Genomic DNA, 19,465 nt, shown 5'->3' with positions numbered 1-19,465 from the left:
GGCGGCAGGTATCAGCATCGGCACACAGCGACGAGCCGTACGCCGGTCCTCAGCCCTCAGCCCCTACCTCCCGGGTCGCATCACCGTACGCTGCCGCGAGCCGTCTGCGGCGTGCCCTCTCCCGGCCGTACAGGCAGAACATGATCTTCAATAGGGCGAACTGGGCGAGAACCGGCACCTCCACCACGAAGACCCAGCAGAATGTGCGATTCGGAGACCAGCCGTGCAGTTCGGTTCCTAGCGCGACGTACCACCCGGAGAGGATCAGGACGTATGCGGCGTACCGCACCCACTTGATGTGGCGGGCTTCGCCGACCTGCTCGCCCACGCGCAGCATGTAGCCCACCATGCCGAAGTAGGCCGGGAACCACAACGGCCACAGGTGCGGGTACTGGCCGGCAACGACCGTGTAGAGCCCGGGAATCATCATGGCCAGCACGGCGGCGGTGACCGTGCGCACGAGCCACTTCATGGTGTTGTCGATCAGGTGTGGGTGGCGATCGATGAACTCGACCTGCGCCGCTGCGTGCGGCATCGCCTTGCCACCCTGGGCTGGGCTCTCGATCTCGTTGGAGTTGCGGTTGCGGTAGCGCCTGACCGCCGCCGCCAAGCCGAGGGCAGGGCTCGGCCCCTGCCGGTGCGAGTGGTCATCGCGCGCGATATAGCGGCGCATCTCCTGCGTGACGGCCTTGATCGTGTTCTGGTCCAGGATCGCGTGCTCGTCGATCGGCACGCTGCGCGGGTGTTTGCCCTGCGCCAGTTCCTGGCGGAGGTACCGGGTCAGGTTGACCCAGTACAGCTTGCGGATCTCGGGGTCCCACACGACGCCGATCACGGGGATCCGGCTCTGCGACCAGTCGTTCACGTGGTCCCGGCACGGTATGGCGTAGCCCGTGTCCCTGCGGTAGGTCACTCCGCTCTTGATCTGCACCGCCGCGATGTCGCCGGTGCGCTGTCCGTACTCGGTGAAGCTCAGGTAGCAGTCCTCGCCGTAGTCGTTCCCGCCGTCGATCTCCTGGACGATGTGCCCAGCAGATTCCAGGAGTGATCGGAACTGGTTGACGCCCGCCCGCTCGGTCTTCTTCGTCGGGAGAACCTTGGCCATGCCCACCCCCACCGTGTCCGGCCTGAGGCCAGGGTAGAGCCGGGCACTGACAACAGCGGCGGCCTCTTCCGGCATGCCCGGCCCCGGTGTTCGTCCGGGGCCGGGCTCGCTTCAGCGTGTGGAGGCGCCGGCCGGCTCCTGGTGCGTGCCGTGCGGGTCCGCCGATTGCGTGGCACGGTCCTGTTCCAGGCTCGTGCCTTCGATGTCCAGGTTCGGCAGCGCGCGGTCCATCCAGCGGGGCAGCCACCAGGCGGCGCGGCCGGTGAGTGCCAACACGGCCGGCACGAGCGTCATCCGTACAGCGAAGGCGTCGATGAGCACACCCACGGCCAGGGCGCAGGCGAGCTGCTTGAGGATCATGTTGTCGCTGGTGACGAAGGACGCGAACACCGAGAACATGATCAGGGCTGCGGCTGTCACGACCCTGCCCGCCGTGCGCGCTCCCGCGTGCACGGCCCCGATCGGCGAGCCGTGGTGCACGTAGTCCTCGCGCATCCGGGAGACGAGGAACACCTCGTAGTCCATAGCCAGGCCGAACAGCACTGCCATCAGGATGATCGGCAGGAAGCTGGTGACCGGCCCGGTGGCATCCACGCCGATCAGCTTGGCGAGGTGGCCCTGCTGGAAGAGCGCGACCACGACGCCGAAGGACGCGCCGACCGACAGCAGGAACCCCAGGGCTGCCTTGACCGGCACCACCAGGGACCGGAAGACCAGCAGGAGCAGGACGAGCGAGAGCCCGACCACGACGATCGCGAAGGGCACGATGGCCGATCCCAGCTTGCTGGAGACGTCGATGCCCACGGCTGTGGTGCCGGTCACCGCTATGGTCGCGCCGGTGCCGTGCTCCAGCGCCCCGGCCTGGTCGCGGATGCCGGTGACCAGGTCCTTGGTGGCCTGGTCGCTCGGCGCGCTCTTCGGGACGAGCTGGATCAGCGCAGCCTTCCCGTCCGCGCTCAGCCGGGGAGCGGTGACCGCCGCCACGTCCGGCAGGGCCCTGAGTGAACCGGCGATCTGCTGGGCCGCAGCCGCCGGGGCGGAACTGTGGGAGGTGTCGGCGAGGACGAGCAGCGGACCGTTGAAGCCGGGGCCGAAGTCCGCGGTGACCTCCTGGTAGGCCGCGCGTTGCGAACTGCCTGAGGGGGCGGTGGCGTTGTCCGGCAGGCCAAGGCTCATGGAGTGCGCCGGCCAGGCGAGCCCCGCGAGCGCTGCGACCACGATCAGCACGGTGGCCAGCGGGCGGCGGATGGCGATGCGGGTCCAACGCTCTGCGCCGTTGACCGGGCCGGAGGCGGCAGCCGTGTCGGTGATAGCGGCTTCCCGACGGGCCGTGCGCGATCCGGGCTTGGGTGTCAGCCGCGTGCCGGCGAAGCCGAGGAAGGCAGGCAGCAGGGTCAGCGCCACCGCCACGGCGATGAATACGGCACCGGCCGCGCACAGGCCCATCACGGTCAGGAACGGGATGCCCACCACGGACAGGCCCGCCATCGCGATGACGACGGTGAGTCCGGCGAAGAGCACCGCGCTGCCGGCGGTGCCCGCGGCCGTGGCCGCCGCCTCCTGCGCGGCCATGCCGCGCGCCAACTGGGAGCGGTGCCGGGTCACGATGAACAGGGCGTAGTCGATGCCGACGGCCAGACCGATCATCAGCGACAGCGTCAGCGCGGTGCTGGAGATGTCCACCGCGCCGGTCAGTGACAGCACCGCGGCGACGGCGACCACGACCCCGAACAGCGCCGACAGCAGCGGCAATCCGGCGGCCACGAGGGATCCGAAGGTGATCGCGAGGACGATGACGGCGACGAGCACGCCGACCAGGTCCTCCGCTCCCGGGTTGGCCGCGCCGTTGTTGAAGGCCGGCCCGCCGACCTGGACCTGCAGGTTGCCGTGCGGGGCGCTCTGTACCGCGCTCTTGAGCGCGTCGAGCGTCGAGGTGGACAGGCTTGCTCCGCTGACCTGGTACTCGACCTCGGCGATGGCCGCGGTGCGCTGGGGCGAGACCGCACCGGTCTGGGAGGGCGAGAGGACCTGGGCCACCTCGGGCGCCTTGGCCGCGGCGGCCAGCACCGAGGTGATCGACCGCTCGGCGGCAGCGGTGGTGACGCTCTGCCCCGCGGGGAGGGTGAAGACGATCTGCGCGTTGGTGCCCGAGGAAGCCGGGAACGCCTGCTTCATCCGGTCCAGCGCCTGCTGCGACTGCGAACCGGGAACGGTGAACGTCTGGTTGATCTTGCTTGCGCCACCGAACACAGCCATGCAGGCGATCGCGACGGTGGCCGCGAGCAGCCACAGGGCGACCACAAGTCGCCGTCGACGGAAGGCGAACCGGGCGATCCGCGCGAGCAGTGAGGCCACTGAGGGCTCCTCAGGTCAGCGGAGCGGACGGCTGCCGACGAGGCGGCGGTACGCCGTCGGCGCACGCCGAAGCGGCCCGTGCCGGTCACGCTCCAACGGGTAGTGAGTGGGCCGTGTACGGAAGGCCCACTGCCTCACCCTAGGCGGCCTCACCTGCACAGCCTTGACCTATTGCGCCACAATTTTGACTTATCGCGCCACTGCGGCAAAGCTGGCCGAATGGGATGGGTGAGTTCGGCGACGCTGGGTGAAGTCCGCTCGACGATCGAGCAACTGGGTGGCGACGCCGAGGCGATGGTGTGCCGCGCCGGTATCCCTGCCGCAGCGCTGGACGGCGACGAGGTGCCGGTGCGCGACACCGCGGTCGCGGCGATGCTGGAGGCGGCCGCCCGGGAACTGCACTGCCCGGACTTCGGAATGAGGGTCGCGCTGCGCCAGGACCTGGGACACCTCGGCCCGCTGGCCGTCGCTCTGAGGAACGCGCCGACGGCTGCGGACGCCCTGGGATACACCGCGAAGTACTGGATCAAGGGTGCTGCCGGCTTCACCCTGACCCAGGTCCCCGACCCGCTCAAGTCGAACATCACCATCGGCCTGCGCTTCGGGTACCCGGAGTTCCTCCAGGCGGCGCCGCAGAGCATCGACCGGGGACTGCTGTTCGTGCACCGGGCGATGACGTACCTGTTCCACGGCGGCTACGGCCTGCGCACCGTGGAGCTGCCGCATCCGCCGCTGGCCTCGCGGGCACGGTACGAGGAACTGTTCGGCGCGCAGGTGAACTTCGACCGGCCCGGCGCGGTCCTGCGGGTTCCAGCCGACCTCCCGCACCGTACCTTCGGCGAGAGCGACCAGCTGAGCCGGGACCTGGCACTGTTCTACCTCGACAGCCAGGTCTCGACCGTCGGCCATCCGATCACCGGACGCGTGAGCGTCATCGTGCGCCATTCCCTGGGCACCGGCCCGACCACGATGGCCGGTGTCGCAGGCCTGCTGGCGATGTCGCCGCGCACCCTGCAACGGCAACTGGCCGACGAGGGAACGACCTTCAGCGACGTCCTGGACACAGCCCGCCGCGATCGGGCGCAGACGCTCCTGTCGCAGTCAGACCTGACCATGGCCCAGGTCGCCGCATCCATCGGCCTGCACAGCAGCGCCACACTCAGCCGCTACGCCCAGCGATGGTGGAGGACCACCCCCAGCGCAGTGCGCCGCCGCACGAACGACGGGTGACCGCAGGTCCCCACGGGCGCGCGGCGTGGACACCTGCACGGCCCGGCGCGCCCGCCGGTCCGCACCGACGGTCTGCTCGCGAAGGGGGTCAGCCGGTGATGTCGCGGCCGAAGATCTCGCGGGCGATGACCCACTTCTGGATCTCGTTGGTGCCCTCGTAGATCTCCCCGATCTTGGTGTCCCGGTAGAGCGCCTCGATGGGGCAGGGGCGGTCGTCCGCACCCAGTTCCCGGGCGAACCCCAGGCCCCCGAATGCCTGGACGGCGTCGCGGGCCATGTCGACCGACAGGCGCGTGGCGTGGATCTTGGCCATGGCTGCCTCGGGCTCCGGGGAGGGGCTGCCGGCGTCCAAGCGCAGCGCCGCCTTCGTGTAGAGGGTCCGGGCGGTCTCCAGTTCCAGAGCCCGCTCGGCGAGCAGGAACTGCCAGTGCTGGTTGGCCGCGACCGGCTTGCCGAAGGCGTGGCGGGCTGTCAGGTGTGCCACGGTGTAGTCGAAAGCCGCCTGCGCCATGCCCACTCCGGCGGCTGCAATGCCGATGCGACCGTGGGCCAGGGTGCGCAGCGCGTGCCTGAGGCCTTGTCCTTCGACGCCGCCGAGGAGGTCGTCGTCGGCGAGCCGGACGTCGGTGAAGTGGACGTCGGCGGTCAACTGGCCGCGGTTGCCCATCTTGCGGTCGGGAAGGCCCACCCGGACCCCGGGCAGCGTGGTGTCGACGATGAACATGCTCAGCCGCTCGCCGGTGCGCGCCAGGGTGACGATCGCCCCGGCGACGGGCGAGTTGGAGATCCACCGCTTGTGGCCGTTGAGTACCCACCCGGTTCCGGTGCGGAAGGCGGAGGTCCGCACTGCTCGGGGGGACAGGTCGCTGGAGGCGTCGGGCTCGGTCGTGGCGAAGGCGCCGACCATCGAGCCGTCGACGATCCTGCGTTGCCAGCGCTGCCGCTGCACGTCGGTTCCGTTGCTCAGGGCGTTGCCGGCCAGCAGGCAGTGCACGTCGAACACGGCGGCCACGCTGCTGGAGTAGTAGGCCAGTTCCTCGATGGCGACCGCGCTGGCGGCGATGGGGTGCTGCAGCCCTTCCCCGCCGACCTCGGCCGGGAAGGGAATGCCGTACAGGCCCGCGGCGGCCAGCTCGTCAAAGACCTGCCGCGGGAAGCCCTCGGTGCGCTCGTCACCGTTGGCGATGGCCGCGGCATGCGGGGCGACCGCCTTCTCAGCCAGCACCCGTACACGGGCACGGACGTCCTGGACCTCCTGGGGCGCAAGGAGTTCGTGGTAGAGCCGGTCGGCCTGACGTTGCGGGAAGGAGTTCATGCGTGCAACATATCATTAGCTCTACATACGATTTGCGACGCACATGATTGTGAGCAAGAGATGACAAGGACACTGGCTGACAGGACGATCGTGATGTCCGGTGGAAGCCGTGGCATCGGCCTGGCGATCGCGCTGCGCGCGGCACGTGACGGCGCGAACGTGATGCTGCTCGCCAAGACCGCGACGCCGCACCCCCGGCTCGAGGGAACGGTCTTCACCGCCGCCGAGGAGATCGAGACGGCGGGCGGAAGGGCTCTGGCGGTCGTCGGCGACGTACGCAACGAGGCAGATGTCGCCTCGGCCGTGCGCCAGGCGGTAGACACCTTCGGCGGCATTGACATCGTGGTCAACAACGCCAGCGCCATCGACGTGTCAGGCACCGAGGCACTGGACATGAAGCGCTACGACCTGATGCAGGACATCAACACGCGAGGCACCTTCCTGCTCAGCAAGGCAGCGATCCCCCACCTGCGCGCCTCGTCGAACCCGCACATCCTGACGCTGTCGCCGCCGTTGAACTTCGAGCCGCACTGGGTCGGCAGCCATCTCGGCTACACCTTGTCCAAGTACGGCATGAGCCTGTGCACCCTCGGGCTCGCCGAGGAGTTCGCCAAGGACGGCATCGCTGCGAACTCCCTGTGGCCGCGCACCCTGATCGACACCGCCGCCGTACGCAATCTTCTCGGCGGCGCCGACCGCGCCCGCAGCCCGCAGATCGTGGCCGACGCGGCGCACGCGATCCTTACACGCCCCTCGCGCGATTGGACGGGCAACCTCTTCATCGACGACAGCGTCCTGGCCCAGGAGGGGGTGTACGACCTGTCCGGCTATCTGCCGGCGGGCTCGCCCGCAGGCGTGAAGCTGGCGCTGGACATCTTCGTAGACCCCCCGGCAGCAACCGCGCTGTAGGTCCGCTGCCCGTTCTGCTGCGCGGATTCAGGGTTGATCGTCCATCAGGTCCAGCTCTTGCCAGAGTTGTTGGACTCGGCCGGAGGCGCGGGCGGCGTCGTCGTCGGCGAGTTCGCTGAGGACGGCCTGGACGGCGGCGACCACGCCCGTAAGGGACGGGCCGGGGTGGGTGGCCTCGATCGGGGTGATGATCAGATGGTCGGCGTCATCCGCGAGCGGGGAGGAGCGCAGGTCGGTCAGAACACTGACGGTGGCGCCGCGCTCGCGCGCCAGTCGGGTCAGGCCACGCAGGGTTCGGGTCAGGCGCCAGTTGTTGATGGTGACCAGGCAGTCGCCTGCTCCCAGGCGGGCGACCTGAACGGCCTGACTGGTGGCCGAGTCGAGGGCGAGCTGGATGTCGTGGCCGGCGATGCTGCCCAGGTAACTGAGGATGTGGGCGGGTCCGGCTCCGCTGCCGGAGCTGATGACCAGGGTGCGGCGCGCGGCCTTGATGGCCCGGGCGGTGGCGCGGATGGCGGCGAGGTTGTCGGGGGTGGCCAGGGCGGCGATGTTGTTGGCGTCCTGGCGCAGCATCTGTGCGGCGGGCTCGGTGGCCGCCGAGTCCAGCGTGGTGTCGCCGGAGGAGACCGAGGCGAGGTAGAGGGCCCGGAGGTCCTCGCGCAGTTGGGGCCAGCCCTCGAAGCCCAGTTGCTGGGCGGTGCGGACCACGGTGGAGACGTTGACCGCGGCGCGTTCGGCGATCCCGCGCGCCGAGGCATAGCTGGCGAACTGGGGCTGCCTGGCCAGGATGTGGGCCACGCGTTCGGCCTGGGGCCCGAGCGTCCCGGGGGCGGTGCGCTCGGCCAGCCATGACTCGATGGTCACTGACGTCCTTTGCTCGGTTCTCAGGGTCCGGGTCGCGGCCTCACTGCGCCGCGTGGTGCTGGGCGACGCGGAAGCTGCGGGTGCTGATGCCGTCGGCGGAGTCGAAGAACTGCTCCATTGCCAGCGCGTACTCCTGGCGCCTGGGGGAATTCTGCCAGGCCGTGTAGGCACCCGCGTCCGCCCACAGGGCCGTGACCACGACGGTGTCCGGTTCGTCCGCGGGGATGAGGACCTGCGCCGCGAGTGCGCCCGAGGCCTCGAGGATGCCGACCGAGCCGTAGTAGTCGACCAGTTCGTCACGGCGGCCGGGCGCCGTACGAAGGGACAGCGAAGTAAATTCCATGGATCAATCATTGCATGGCAACAATCCATGCATCTACTGTTGCGCTCGCCTTCTCCGCAAGTTGGATCCTGGAACCATCGGAAGGAACCAGACGATGACCTCCCCGAACCCCGCACGTCTGTTGATCACCAACGCCCGACTGCTCCACCCGGAGACCGGGGAGCTGACCGACGCCTCCTGGCTGGAGGCCGCCGACGGCCGCATCGCGGCCCACGGCACCGGACGCCCTCCCGCCGCACCCGAGGACGCACGCGTGCTCGACGCCGCCGGCGCGACCGTGCTGCCCGGGCTCATCGACGCCCATGTGCACGTCATGGCGACCACGTTCGACGTCAACGAAGCGGCCAACTGGACCCTGGGATACGCCACGGTGCGCGGCCTGAGGGAGGCCGAGCGCATGCTCCGGCGCGGCTTCACCACCGTGCGCGACGTCGCCGGGGCCGACCACGGCGTGGCCCGCGCGATCGAGGAGGGCCTGGCAACCGGCCCCCGTCTGATTTTCGGTGGCAGGGCCCTGACCCAGACCGGCGGCCACGGCGACCACCGCGCACGGGAGGACGACTCCGTGCCCTGTTGCCAGCACCGCTTTTCCGGTCTGCGCGTCGCGGACGGCGTGGACGCGGTGCGCACCGCGGCCCGCGACGAGTTCCGCAAGGGCGCCCAGCACCTGAAGGTGATGGTCTCCGGCGGGGTCGCCTCGCCGCACGACGACATCGCCGCCGTCCAGTACACCGAGGAGGAGATCCGCGCCGCCGTCACCGAGGCCGAGAACCACAATCGCTACGTGACCGTGCACGCCTACCACCCCCGCGCGGTCAACCAGGCCCTGCGCGCGGGTGTGCGCTCCGTCGAGCACGGCAACCTGCTCGACGAGGAGACCATCAGCCTGCTGCTGGAACACGACGCCTTCCTGGTCCCGACGCTGGTCACCTACGATCAGATGGCCCAGTTCGGCCGGCGCGTGGGCATGTCCGAGCGGACGTACAAGAAGAACGCCGAGATCCGCGAAGCTGGCCTGGTGGCGCTGGAGCACGCCCACAAGGCAGGCGTCAACATCGTCTACGGCACCGACCTGCTCGGCCCGCTGCACGTCGCCCAGCTGGAGGAGTTCACCATCCGGGCGCAGGTCCAGCCCCCCGCCGACATCCTGCGCTCGGCGACCACCACGGCGGCCCGGCTGCTGCGGATGGAGGGCGAGATCGGCACCCTGGCCGTCGGCGCCCACGCCGACCTCCTCGTGGTGGACGGCAACCCTCTTGAGGACATCGGCGTCCTGACCCGTCCCGAGACCGCCCTGATGCACATCATCCAGGCGGGTAAGGTCATCTGATGCACAGTCGAGCAGCAGCAGCGAGCGTGACCGGTCAGCCCGCTGCCGCTGCGGCCGCGACGCGTCGCCTGATCTCACCCCGCCGTTGGACCCCGCCCACAGCGCCTGCGGACCGCGGGCGGACTGCCCTCACCAGCCGCTTCACCGTTGCCCGCCGCCTGGCGACCGGTGACCACGGTCCTGAGGACGTGGCCTTCGACCGCGAGGGCCGCGTGCTCACAGGTCTCAGCGACGGCAGTATCGTCCGCTTGGACCCCGGTACCGGCGCCCGCACGGTCCTGGGCAACACCGGGGGTCGGCCATTGGGGCTCGCGCCGTCCCGCGACGGCAGCGTCCTGGTCTGCGACCACGACCGGGGGCTGCTGCACTTGGACGCGGACGGGTCGGTCAAGGTACTCGTCGACACCGCTGCGGGACGGCGGCTCACCTTCGCCAGCAACGTGGCCGAAGGACCGGACGGCACCATCTGGTTCACCGTCTCCTCACGCCGTTGGACTGTGGAGAACTACCTCGGCGACGTCTTCGAGCACTCCTGCACCGGCATGCTCATCCAGCACGACCTCGACGGCACGGTGACGGTCCTGCACGATGACCTCAAGTTCGCCAACGGTCTCGCCCTGGCCCCCGACGCCTCGCACCTGCTCGTGGCGGAGACCTCCGGGTACCGGGTGAGCCGCCACTGGCTCACCGGCCCGAAGGCGGGCACCCTGGAACCGTTCGTCGAGAACCTCGCCGGAGCACCCGACAACATCAGCCTCGGCAACGACGGGCTGGTGTGGGTCGCGATCGCCGCGCCCCGCAACGCACTGTTCGACCGCCTGCTCCCGCTCCCCGGATTGCTCCGCGTCCTGCTGTGGAACCTGCCGCAAGCCCTGCGCCCCAAGCCCGCGCCCGTCGCCTGGGTCATGGCCTTCGACCTCTCCGGTCACACGGTCCACGACCTGCGTACTGACGACGGCTCCTACGGCTTCGCCACCAGCGTCGCCGAGCATGAGGGCACAGTCGTGGCCGGCAGCATCGCCGAAGACGACATCGTTGTGCTCATGCCGCCCGCACCGCACGGCCTCAGCTAGCCGGTCACCGACCCTACCTCGCTGGACCACGGCGTCCACGCCGACCTGCTCGGCGTGGACGGCCACCCGGTTGAGAACCGGCGTGACCCGAGTGAGGCCGGCGGCTCTGCCAGGCAGCCGTCGCGGGCGGCGGCGAATTACTTCTGGTGAATGGTGCGGCGCCGGCGTGCGGTCACGCCGAGATGTGCATGGACGGCGGCACGGACCCGGTCGGTAACAGCCTGCGAGGTCGAGGTGTCGAATTTGGCGTCGGCGTGGAGGACTGCGAGGCCGTGCGCCAGAGCCCAGACGGCGATGGCCAAGGCTTCGAGATCCCCTTGTGGGGTTGAGTCATTGTCGCTGCCGTGGAAGGCGCGTTGTACCAGGGCTTGGACGTACGCGGAGACGGCGGCGCTCGCCGCGGCCCGTTCGGCGTTGCCCGGGGCGCAGGGCTCCGAGAACATGGCCCGGAACAGAGCCGGGTGCGCGAGGGCGAACTGCACATAGGCTACGGCGATGTCCGCGAGTTCATCCGATGTCCGGGGCTCGGGATGCGCCGCCGCGAGGCATTCTGCAAGCTCGCGATACCCCTGCGCGGCGACCGCGGACACGAGTGCTTCCCGGTCGGGGAAGTGCCGGTAGGGAGCGGTCGCGGACACTCCCGCCCGCCGGGCGACGGCGCGTAGCGACAGCCTGGCGTCCCCCTCCTCCAACAACTCACGCGCCGCACGCAGACAAGCGGCCCTCAGGTCGCCGTGGTGGTAGGAATCGCCCGCCCTTGTCACGACAGAATCTCCAAATTCACTCGGCTCGGCATCACGGGAACCGGCCCGGTTGCCGAACAGTCGCGACGGCGGTCTCATCGGGCTGATGCTCAGTCTGTTCCGAGGCCACGGTTCGCTGAGGGCTGGCCGGGATGGGGCAGCCGTCGTCAGGCGGCGCAGTTCTAGCAGATCAGGCCGAAGGCTCCAGCACACGCGCGCATGTGCCCTGCGTTCACTTCTGTTGCGGCCAGTCGACTGGTGGCACCAGCCGTCCGTCGCGGACGGTGAAGCCGAGCTCCCGCAGGTACGGGCGTGCTTGTTCGAGCAGTGAGGAGACCCGGAACGAGGTACGGAAGCACAGTGCTGCGATCGGCAGTTCCACCAGGACCGCCATCACCAGCGCCTCGACCATGTCGTACGTCGTGGACGCCAGCATCACGTCGAACCAGGCGTCGGTGACCAGCAACGCACCCGCGGCTGCCGTCACGGCCGCTGTGCGCGACGACAACCGCAGGATACGAACCGCACAACCGGCGAAGACGATGATCAGCAGGGCGTCGAAGCCGCCCCAGGCAACGGACCAGTGCGCGGCACGCTCCTGCCCGGGGAGGGTGAGGAAGAGCACCACTGTCCACGGGACCAGGACCACGGCCGAGCAGACATAGAGCAGGGCCAGCCTCGGGCGCACCAGGTACTCGTTGTGCTCCAGTGCAGTGGCGAGGATGGCCGGCGGCTGCAGGAAGCGCGGCAGATGGCGCTCCCAGCGGTCCCAGCGTGAAACTGATGGACTTTCAGCAGGCATCCTCGGGCTCCTTGAGTGTCAGCGAACGGCCATGGCCTTGTGATCGGGTGTCCGCCAAGCTCGCTCTTCAGCTGTGTGCCGCAGTCCGGGTTCGGCCGGAGGCGAAACGCCGCGGGTCGAAGGGACGGGCCATGCGGGTCACGGGTGATTCCTGCCGACCGCCCTTGATCTGTGCGGAGATGACCTCCGCAGTGACCGGGGCCAGGGTGACGCCCAGCATGCAGTGCCCGCTGGCGACGAGCACGTTGTCCTTGCCGGGCAGCGGGCCGATCACCGGCAGTCCGTCCGGCGTCATGGGGCGCAGGCCCGCCCAGCCGGGCGGCTGGGCATTGGCCGGCAGGGCCGGCAGGTACTCGTGGGCGGAGCGAACGATGCCCCGCAGGCGGTGGCGGTCGACGCCCGTACCGGTGCTGCCGAACTCCATCGTCCCGGCGAACCGCACCCGGTCGGCCAGCGGGGTGACGGCCACCTTGGCCTCGCCCAGGTAGACCGAGTGACGCAGTGTCACGGCACCGGTGGCGTCGTCGAAGCCGTACCCCTTACCGGGCTGGATGGGCAGGCGGAACCCGGCCTGCCGTGCTAGCACACCGGTACTGACACCCGCCGCAAGGACGAAGACGTCGGCGGCGAGCTCCCTCCCGCCGGCGACCACGGAGGTCACCACCGGGCCGCGGTGGCGGATGGCGGTGACCGGGCTGTCGAACAGGAACCGCACACCGAGCTCCGTGCAGCGCTCGGTCAGTCCCTGCAGCAGGCTTACCGGGTCCACATGCCGTTCCTGTGGGCACTGCAGCCCCATCTGCACGTGCGCGCCCAGGGCGGGTTCGAGGTCCCTGAGCTCGTCACCACTCAGCTGGACGGCGGTGTGGCCGATGCGCCCCACTTCCTCTGCCGCCGCCTGGTAGCCCTGCATGGCCTTGCGGGTGTGGAAGACCATGAGCTGGCCGGTGCGGTGGTACTCGAACGGCACGCCGTCCTTCTCGTAGGCGTCGAACAGCTCGACGGTCCGCTGGTTGAGCGTCGTCAGGGCTTCTAGGCCGTGCTGGAAGTCCTTGGCGTTGCTGTAGCGCAGCATGCCGGTCATGAAGCGCACGTGCTCGGGGCGCGGGGAGAGCCGGACGCTCAGCGGACTCTCCCTGCGGCCCATCCACTTCAACGCTGTTCCGATCATGCCGGGTGCCGGCACGGGGGCTGACATGATCGGAACGACCCACCCGGCATTGTGGGCGGAGGCGCCCGCTTCGCTGCGGGCGGCGTCCACGACGGTGACGTCCAGGCCGTCGCGGGCGAGCCGGTAGGCGGTGGCCAGGCCGATCACGCCTGCACCGACGATCACTGCGCTGTCTGTCATGTCTGGGGCCTTCCAATGGTGGTCCGGAGCGAGCTGCATCGGTTCAGGGCAGGAACTTCTGGGCGAGCAGCCGGGCGATGGCCCAGTCCTGCACGGCAACGCCGACGGTCTTGAACACGGTCCGCTTGCCGAAGTCCGCGGTAGGGGTCTTCAGCGCGGTGCCGAGTTCGGTGAGGGCATGCGGGGTGAGAGCACCGGCTGCGATGGCGTGGATGATCTCGCCGGACTCCTCCAGGATCGCGGCGAGGTCGTCGACGATCACGGTGCTGCTCCCGAGCAGCTCATCGGGCAGCTCGCGCATGGTGGGAAGGTAGGCGCCGATCGCGTTGACGTGCACCTGTGTCGGCAGCGCCGACTCCGGGAAGAGCGGGCTGGTCGCGTTGGTCGCGCAGCACACGATCTCCGCTGTCCGCACGGCCGCTTCCGCGTCGGTCGTGCGGAACAGTTCCACCCCCTCCAGCTCCGGTTCCAGCGTCTCCAGCAGGGACTTGGCGCGCTGCGGGTCGAAGTCCACGACCGTCAGCTGGCTCAGTGGCCGGACCGCGTGGACGGCGCGGACCTGGTCGGGGGCCTGGCCGCCGGCTCCGATCAGGGTGAGGCGTCCCGCCCCGGGAGGGGCGAGGAGGTCGGTGGCGACGCCGACCGCGGCGCCGGTGCGCAGGCAGGTCACCGCTCCGGCGTCGGCGACCAGGTGGTCCGGGCGGCCGGTCTCGCTCCAGACGACGGTGCCCGTGATGGCGGGCTTGCGGTCGAAGTTCACGCTCAGCGTCTTGACGATGGCCGAGGAGGTCGGCCGGTGGTGCGCCGACATGACCAGGAACTGCCCTTCGCGAAGGGCGGTGCGGGTGGGCATCTCGAAGTGTCCGTCGGCGAGGTCGACGAAGCCGCCCCGTACTGCCTCGATCGCCTCTCCGATCGTGACGGCATCGCGTATCTCACGTTCACCGACAGTGATGGTGTTCATGGCATCCAGCCTTCGAGTAGGCACAACTGCAAGTAAGGTATTACACCTTATACGGGCCCGATGTGGAAGTGCGTCGACGCTGTGGGCCTTTCGTGTTATGTATGAGGCGTGACCAACTCTCGCCCGGCGGCACCGGCCGCCCGCACTCCCCAACTCAAGTCGATCAGCCTGCGCGAGCAGGCCCGGGAGGCTGTGCGGACGCAGATCGTGCTGGGCCAGATCGAACCGGGGCAGGTGACTAGCGTCATCACCGTGGCCGCGGAACTCGGCGTCTCGGTGACCCCGGTCCGCGAGGCGGTGATGGACCTCGCCAACCTGGGTATCGTCGAGGTCATCCGTAACCGGGGGTTCCGAGTCCCGGTGCTCACCGACCACGACCTCGAGGAGATCTTTCGGCTGCGCACCATGCTGGAGGTGCCGGCCATGGCCGAAGTGGTCCAGGCCCTGGACGGGGCGCCGGTGCCACGGTTCCGGCAGCTCGCGCAGGAGATCACCGATGCCGCGCGCGAGGGCGACCTCACCGCCTTCCTCGACCTGGACCGACAGTTCCACCTCGGCCTGCTTGAACTGCTGGGCAACCGCCGCCTGGTGACGATCATCGGACAGCTGCGCGACCAGGCTCGGATGCAGGGCCTGCAGAAGCTGGCCGACCAGGGAGAGCTGACCCGCTCCGGCGAGGAGCACCTCGACATCATCGACGCCATCGAGTCGGGCAACGGCGAGTTGGCCTCCCAGCTCATGCGCAAGCACCTGGCGCACACCCGCGGCATCTGGGCCGGGCGCTCCGAAGCCGACTCCTGAACCGAGCGCTGGTCACCTGGATGAATGATCCAAGCAGGGAACGGATCGGGCACGGTGCCTGGTGACGGGATCGAGCCAGCGCTGACCCCCGCACTGGCTCAGGAGATCGCGACCGACATCGGTGCCATCATCGGGTTCCACGTCCTGATCACCGACGCCGAAGGGGTGGTCACCGGAAGCGGTGACCAGGCCCGCGTCGGAATGCCGCACAGCTCCTCGCTCGACGTGATGACCACGTTGTCGCCGGCGACCACCACGGCGCACCAGGCGCGCGCCTGGGCATCAGGGATGCGGCCGATGCTCCCCACGAGCGTCATACGGCCCTGACACATACACCCACACGCGGCACCCCGCCCACGGCGTTCCTCGGCTGCGGCGCCGACGTGCACCGGAAGCCGCAGCACACGGCTCGTCCGACGTCCCGGGACCTTCAGGGCCGTCATGACTGTGCCCAGGTTCGGAACAACGACGAGCAAACAACCAACCTCTTGACAGTGGACTGGAATCGGCCAATCCTCTGCGTAAGGCATTACACATCACACCGCAGTTGGATCTCACCTGCGACTCTTCGGGACCGGCCTCGTGCACGCGGACTTGGTCCGACGTCGGGCCAGCGCATGGGACTGCGTCGTGATCACCTATCAGAGCGATTGAAGGAAGCCAGATGACCTCCGCAGCTGAGCTCCACCGGCAGTCCATCGTGATCGACGGTTGTGCGCCGTTGATGGCAGAACCCAAGGGCGTACTGGACTACATGGCGGGCGGATTCACCGCCGTTGCCGCAACGGTCAGCGACAATGTCGAAGGCGCGGCGGGCACGCTGCGGAATCTGGGCCGGGTCCACAACCTGATCCGGTCCGCTGGCGGGGCGCTGAGCGTCATCCGGCGCGCCGCGGACATCGAGGCGGTGAAGGCCGCCGGCACGATGGGCGTCATCCTGCACTTCCAGGGCGGGGACCCGATCGAGAACCGCCTGGACTACATCGACGCCTACAAGTCGATGGGCGTCAACATGATCCAGCTGACCTACAACGTCAAGAACCGCATCGGCGACGGCTGCGAGGAGCGCACCGACGCCGGTCTGAGCCGCTTCGGCCTCGACGTCGTCAAGCGCCTCAACGAAGCGCGCATCGTCGTGGACTGTTCGCACACCGGCTTCAGAACGACCATGGAAACCATCGAGGCCTCCGAGCGCCCTGCGGTCTTCTCCCACGCCGGCGTCCGGGCCGTGCACCCCTCGCCGCGCAACATCGTCGACGACCAGATCAAGGCCATCGCGCAGAGCGGCGGCCTGGTGGGTGCCAACGCCTACCCGCCGTTCGTGTCCGGCGACCGGCAGCCGGGCCTGAACCAGCTCATCGACCACATCAAGTACGTCGCCGACCTGGTCGGCGTCGACCACATCGGCCTCGGGCTGGACTACTTCAGCGGCCAGCACCCGTACTCCAGCGATGAGGACGCCGCGGCGTTCTACCAGAAGTACCTGGAGACCGGCGAATGGTCCCCGGCCTCCTATCCGCCCCCTCCGTACCTGTACCCGAAGGGCATCGAGACCCCCGACAAGGCCGCCAACCTCACCGAAGCCCTCGTGCAGGCTGGTTTCAGCACCGACGAGGTACAGAAGATCATCGGCGGCAACTGGATGCGCGTCTTCCGTGAAGTCTGGGGCGAGTAGCACCTCCCGAGGCTCCACCCCTCGAACACCGCTCCGCTCCGCGCACCCGCAGGTCCTTACCGAGGACCTGGTTCCACACGCCCTCCGGCGCCGGCGGTGGACACAGAACGCAGCACCTGCGGCCACCGTGCCGACACAACCGGGACGTCGATCGCCTCCTCCCCCGCGCGCACTGATCGCGAACCTGCCGCGCTGAGCCGACTCGACGTCACATGCCCTGGAACGCAACGGCTACAGGACGGGCGCCCCTCCCTGGCGGCCCAGCGAACCACGTCCGCCCCGCGCCTCGATGCGGAGCCCTCCACTACCGCTCCCGCCTACCGGTCACGCGTTCATCGCAGGCGGCAGAGCGGTGCCCGATCCCAGCACGTGGCCGGGATGCACCAGACAAGGAAGTACCGCACAACCGTTCCCATCTACTTCAGAGAGACGGTTCCACATGTCAGCAAGCACCGCAGCGGACACAGCTCCGCCGCTGATCGGCGTCAGACGCGGGATCTGGGGGCGGCAACTGGACCGCTATCCCGACAACGGTCCGCGGTCGTTCTACCTGGGCATCGTGGTGCTGGCCACCGTGGTGCTGTACTACGAGCTCTACGTCGGCGGCTCGGTCGGCACCAAGCTCACCAGCCAGCTGCACATGTCACTGACGTACTTCATCTTCATCTCCATCGTCGGCAACGCCGCGGGCGCCCTCGCCTCGGTCCTGGCCGGCCTCGCCGACCGGTGGGGTCGGGCGAACCTGGTCGTCTACGGGCTCGGCGCCACCGGTGCACTGGTCCTGTTCGGGCAGGCCAACGCACACAGCAAGGAAGCGTTCCTCGTGCTGACCGTACTGGTGAGCTTCGTCGAGGGCATGATCCTGGTGGCAACGCCGGCACTGATCCGCGACTTCTCCCCGCAACTGGGCCGGGCGTCGGCGATGGGCTTCTGGACACTCGGCCCAGTGGTGGGCAGCCTGGTTGTCTCCGAGGTCTCCAGCCATACCCTGGCCTCGCACCCGGACTGGCAGTTCCAGTTCCGCGTCTGCGGCGTGGTGGGCCTGGCCATGTTCGCCGTTGCCTTCGTCGGACTCCGCGAGCTGGCACCGCCGCTGCGCGACCAGCTGATGGTCAGCCTGCGGGACAGAGCACTGATCGAGGCCCGCGCCCGCGGCATCGACCCCGAAGAGGCCCTGCGAGGCCACTGGCGGCAGATGCTGCGCCTGAACATCGTCGGGCCGGCGTTCGCGATCAGCATGTTCCTGCTCTTCTACTACATAGCCGTGGGCTTCTTCACGGTGTTCTTCTCCACGGTCTTCAGCTACCCGCTGGCCCGGGCCAATGCGCTGGCCAACTGGTACTGGGGCATCCAGGCGATCGCCCTGATCGTGGTGGGGGTGCTGTCCGACTGGACCAAGGTCCGCAAGCCGTTCATGATCGTCGGAGCCCTGACCAGTGCCGTCGGCGTCACGCTGTTCGCCGTGGCGACCACGGACACGAGCACCGGCTACTACCACTTCGTCGCGATCATCGCGTTGATCGCGGTCGGCGGCGCGATGGCGTTCGCCGCGTGGATGGCCGCCTTCACCGAGACCGTCGAGGCCCGCAACCCGGCCGCCACCGCGACCGGCCTCGCGGTGTGGGGCGGCACCCTGCGCACGGTCGTGGTCCTCGCACTGGTCGGCCTGATCCAGGTCATCCCGGCAGCAAGCACCCTGGTGGACAAGGGCTCGCAGGTCGTGGCCTCCGCCTCCGGGCAGGATCCGGCCCTGTCGACCTCGCAGAACGCGGTCGTCAAAGCGGTCGCAGCCGATCCCACAATCGTCACCAGAGCCAAGGCACTGGGCAACCAGTACAAGTCCGAACTGGCCACGGCCGCGAAACTCAAGCCCGCCACCTCCGCGGCCCTGACCACCTCGCCTGGCAACGGTGCCACCCAGGCCGAAGCAGTCTCCGAGATCTCCGGAGTCGCCTTCCCTGACGTCGAACAGACCATGGCGCTGTCCGCGCAGTACAAGGACCAGCTCACGACCGCATCCGTCATCGCCCCCGCCGTCCAGGCCGCGCTTCTGGCCAACCCGAAGGACACCGCGGCCCGGACCAGGGCCGTGGGTGAGATCGCGACCGGGCTGCGTCTGAGCCCCTCCCAGGCAGCCGCGAAGCTCAAGGCACTGGCCCAGGTGCCCGCAGCTGACCTGGTTTTCCTGTCCGCGCACGCCAAGCCGGTGCAGAACGCGGCGAGCCAGCTGACCGCGCTGGCCGCCGTCCCGTCGGCCGATCTGTCCTTCCTGTCGACCTACGGGCCCGGCCTCCAGGACCCGAAGGTCGCGACTGCGCTGGAGCGCCTGCAGTCCCAAGCGCCGGAGGTCAGGACAGCGGCCAAGGACGCCCCGTCGCAGTGGCAGACCTGGTGGTGGGTGTGCCTCGCCGGACAACTGCTGTTCCTGCCGTTCATCTGGCTGATGGCCGGACGGTGGAGCCCGGCCAAGGCCCGAGCTGACGCACGCGCCCATCAGGAGTCGCTCGACCAGCAGGCCCCGGCCGCCGCGGCCTGAACCCCGCCGGGAGGGCTTCCGTTTCTCAGGGAGCCCTCCCGGGTTACAGGCAACGGCGTATGAACGCGT

General features: G+C 69.2%; 17 protein-coding genes. 8 read left to right on the top strand and 9 right to left on the bottom strand.

The features are described from left to right. Positions 1 to 49 precede the first annotated feature (49 nt). A complete protein-coding gene (locus tag IF29_RS44175) occupies positions 50 to 1,105 on the bottom strand; it encodes a DUF4365 domain-containing protein (protein WP_198037671.1) in 1,056 nt (351 codons plus the stop codon). 111 nt (positions 1,106 to 1,216) lie between these two features. Further along, entirely contained in the window at positions 1,217 to 3,460 is a 2,244-nt protein-coding gene (locus IF29_RS0138400; RefSeq protein WP_030266099.1) for an MMPL family transporter, read from the bottom strand. A gap of 219 nt (positions 3,461 to 3,679) precedes the next feature. Between IF29_RS0138400 and IF29_RS0138395 the strand changes: the two genes are divergently transcribed. Beyond that, positions 3,680 to 4,690, top strand: a complete 1,011-nt coding sequence (locus IF29_RS0138395) for an AraC family transcriptional regulator (protein ID WP_030266095.1) — start codon at positions 3,680 to 3,682, stop codon at positions 4,688 to 4,690. An 88-nt stretch (positions 4,691 to 4,778) separates the two neighbouring features. Here the strand turns inward: IF29_RS0138395 and IF29_RS0138390 are convergent, their stop codons facing one another. Further along, positions 4,779 to 6,005, bottom strand: coding sequence for an acyl-CoA dehydrogenase family protein (locus IF29_RS0138390; protein WP_030266092.1), 1,227 nt, complete (start codon positions 6,003 to 6,005; stop codon positions 4,779 to 4,781). Positions 6,006 to 6,065: 60 nt separating this feature from the next. On the opposite strand from IF29_RS0138390, the gene IF29_RS0138385 reads away from it, so the two are divergent. Next, positions 6,066 to 6,914 carry an SDR family oxidoreductase gene (locus IF29_RS0138385; RefSeq protein WP_037598272.1) on the top strand — a complete coding sequence of 283 codons (849 nt, stop codon included), beginning with the start codon at positions 6,066 to 6,068 and terminating at the stop codon, positions 6,912 to 6,914. A 27-nt stretch (positions 6,915 to 6,941) separates the two neighbouring features. On the opposite strand, the gene IF29_RS0138380 is transcribed toward IF29_RS0138385, so the two are convergent. After that, positions 6,942 to 7,778: a MurR/RpiR family transcriptional regulator gene (locus IF29_RS0138380; protein ID WP_030266089.1), complete on the bottom strand. Its 837-nt coding sequence runs from the start codon at positions 7,776 to 7,778 to the stop codon at positions 6,942 to 6,944. A gap of 40 nt (positions 7,779 to 7,818) precedes the next feature. Beyond that, positions 7,819 to 8,121: an antibiotic biosynthesis monooxygenase family protein gene (locus IF29_RS0138375; protein ID WP_030266087.1), complete on the bottom strand. Its 303-nt coding sequence runs from the start codon at positions 8,119 to 8,121 to the stop codon at positions 7,819 to 7,821. A 94-nt stretch (positions 8,122 to 8,215) separates the two neighbouring features. Between IF29_RS0138375 and IF29_RS0138370 the strand changes: the two genes are divergently transcribed. Further along, complete coding sequence (locus IF29_RS0138370; RefSeq protein WP_030266084.1) at positions 8,216 to 9,451, top strand: metal-dependent hydrolase family protein; 1,236 nt, start codon at positions 8,216 to 8,218, stop codon at positions 9,449 to 9,451. Next, entirely contained in the window at positions 9,451 to 10,524 is a 1,074-nt protein-coding gene (locus tag IF29_RS0138365; protein WP_084715484.1) for an SMP-30/gluconolactonase/LRE family protein, read from the top strand. Before IF29_RS0138370 ends, IF29_RS0138365 begins: the two co-directional genes overlap by 1 nt. A 137-nt stretch (positions 10,525 to 10,661) precedes the next feature. Here the strand turns inward: IF29_RS0138365 and IF29_RS0138360 are convergent, their stop codons facing one another. The 4 genes from IF29_RS0138360 to IF29_RS0138345 form a co-directional block, all read right to left on the bottom strand. After that, on the bottom strand, positions 10,662 to 11,288 hold the full coding sequence (locus IF29_RS0138360) for a TetR/AcrR family transcriptional regulator (protein ID WP_051726585.1): 627 nt from the start codon (positions 11,286 to 11,288) through the stop codon (positions 10,662 to 10,664). 211 nt (positions 11,289 to 11,499) lie between these two features. After that, entirely contained in the window at positions 11,500 to 12,069 is a 570-nt protein-coding gene (locus IF29_RS0138355) for a hypothetical protein (RefSeq protein ID WP_051726584.1), read from the bottom strand. 67 nt (positions 12,070 to 12,136) lie between these two features. Continuing rightward, the gene (locus IF29_RS0138350) at positions 12,137 to 13,420 is read right to left on the bottom strand and encodes an NAD(P)/FAD-dependent oxidoreductase (RefSeq protein WP_030266070.1); all 1,284 of its coding nucleotides are present in this window, start codon (positions 13,418 to 13,420) and stop codon (positions 12,137 to 12,139) included. A 43-nt stretch (positions 13,421 to 13,463) separates the two neighbouring features. Then, positions 13,464 to 14,384, bottom strand: coding sequence for an ornithine cyclodeaminase family protein (locus IF29_RS0138345; protein ID WP_030266067.1), 921 nt, complete (start codon positions 14,382 to 14,384; stop codon positions 13,464 to 13,466). Between the two features lie 108 nt (positions 14,385 to 14,492). Here IF29_RS0138345 and IF29_RS0138340 point away from each other — a divergent pair, with 108 nt between their 5' ends. The 4 genes from IF29_RS0138340 to IF29_RS0138325 all read left to right on the top strand — a co-directional run bounded on the left by IF29_RS0138340 (position 14,493) and on the right by IF29_RS0138325 (position 19,396). Next, positions 14,493 to 15,185, top strand: coding sequence for a GntR family transcriptional regulator (locus IF29_RS0138340; protein WP_030266063.1), 693 nt, complete (start codon positions 14,493 to 14,495; stop codon positions 15,183 to 15,185). Between the two features lie 24 nt (positions 15,186 to 15,209). Further along, on the top strand, positions 15,210 to 15,512 hold the full coding sequence (locus tag IF29_RS0138335; protein WP_084715482.1) for a sugar diacid recognition domain-containing protein: 303 nt from the start codon (positions 15,210 to 15,212) through the stop codon (positions 15,510 to 15,512). Positions 15,513 to 15,849: 337 nt separating this feature from the next. Beyond that, a complete protein-coding gene (locus tag IF29_RS0138330; protein ID WP_030266057.1) occupies positions 15,850 to 16,860 on the top strand; it encodes a dipeptidase in 1,011 nt (336 codons plus the stop codon). A gap of 439 nt (positions 16,861 to 17,299) precedes the next feature. Beyond that, positions 17,300 to 19,396, top strand: coding sequence for an MFS transporter (locus IF29_RS0138325; RefSeq protein ID WP_030266055.1), 2,097 nt, complete (start codon positions 17,300 to 17,302; stop codon positions 19,394 to 19,396). Positions 19,397 to 19,465: the final 69 nt, after the last annotated feature.

It is taken from the genome of Streptacidiphilus jeojiense (genome assembly GCF_000719095.1).
Classification (GTDB): Bacteria; Actinomycetota; Actinomycetes; order Streptomycetales; family Streptomycetaceae; genus Streptacidiphilus; species Streptacidiphilus jeojiensis.
Note: the sequence above shows the minus strand (reverse complement) of the source record. Positions and strands in the feature narration are given on the sequence as shown.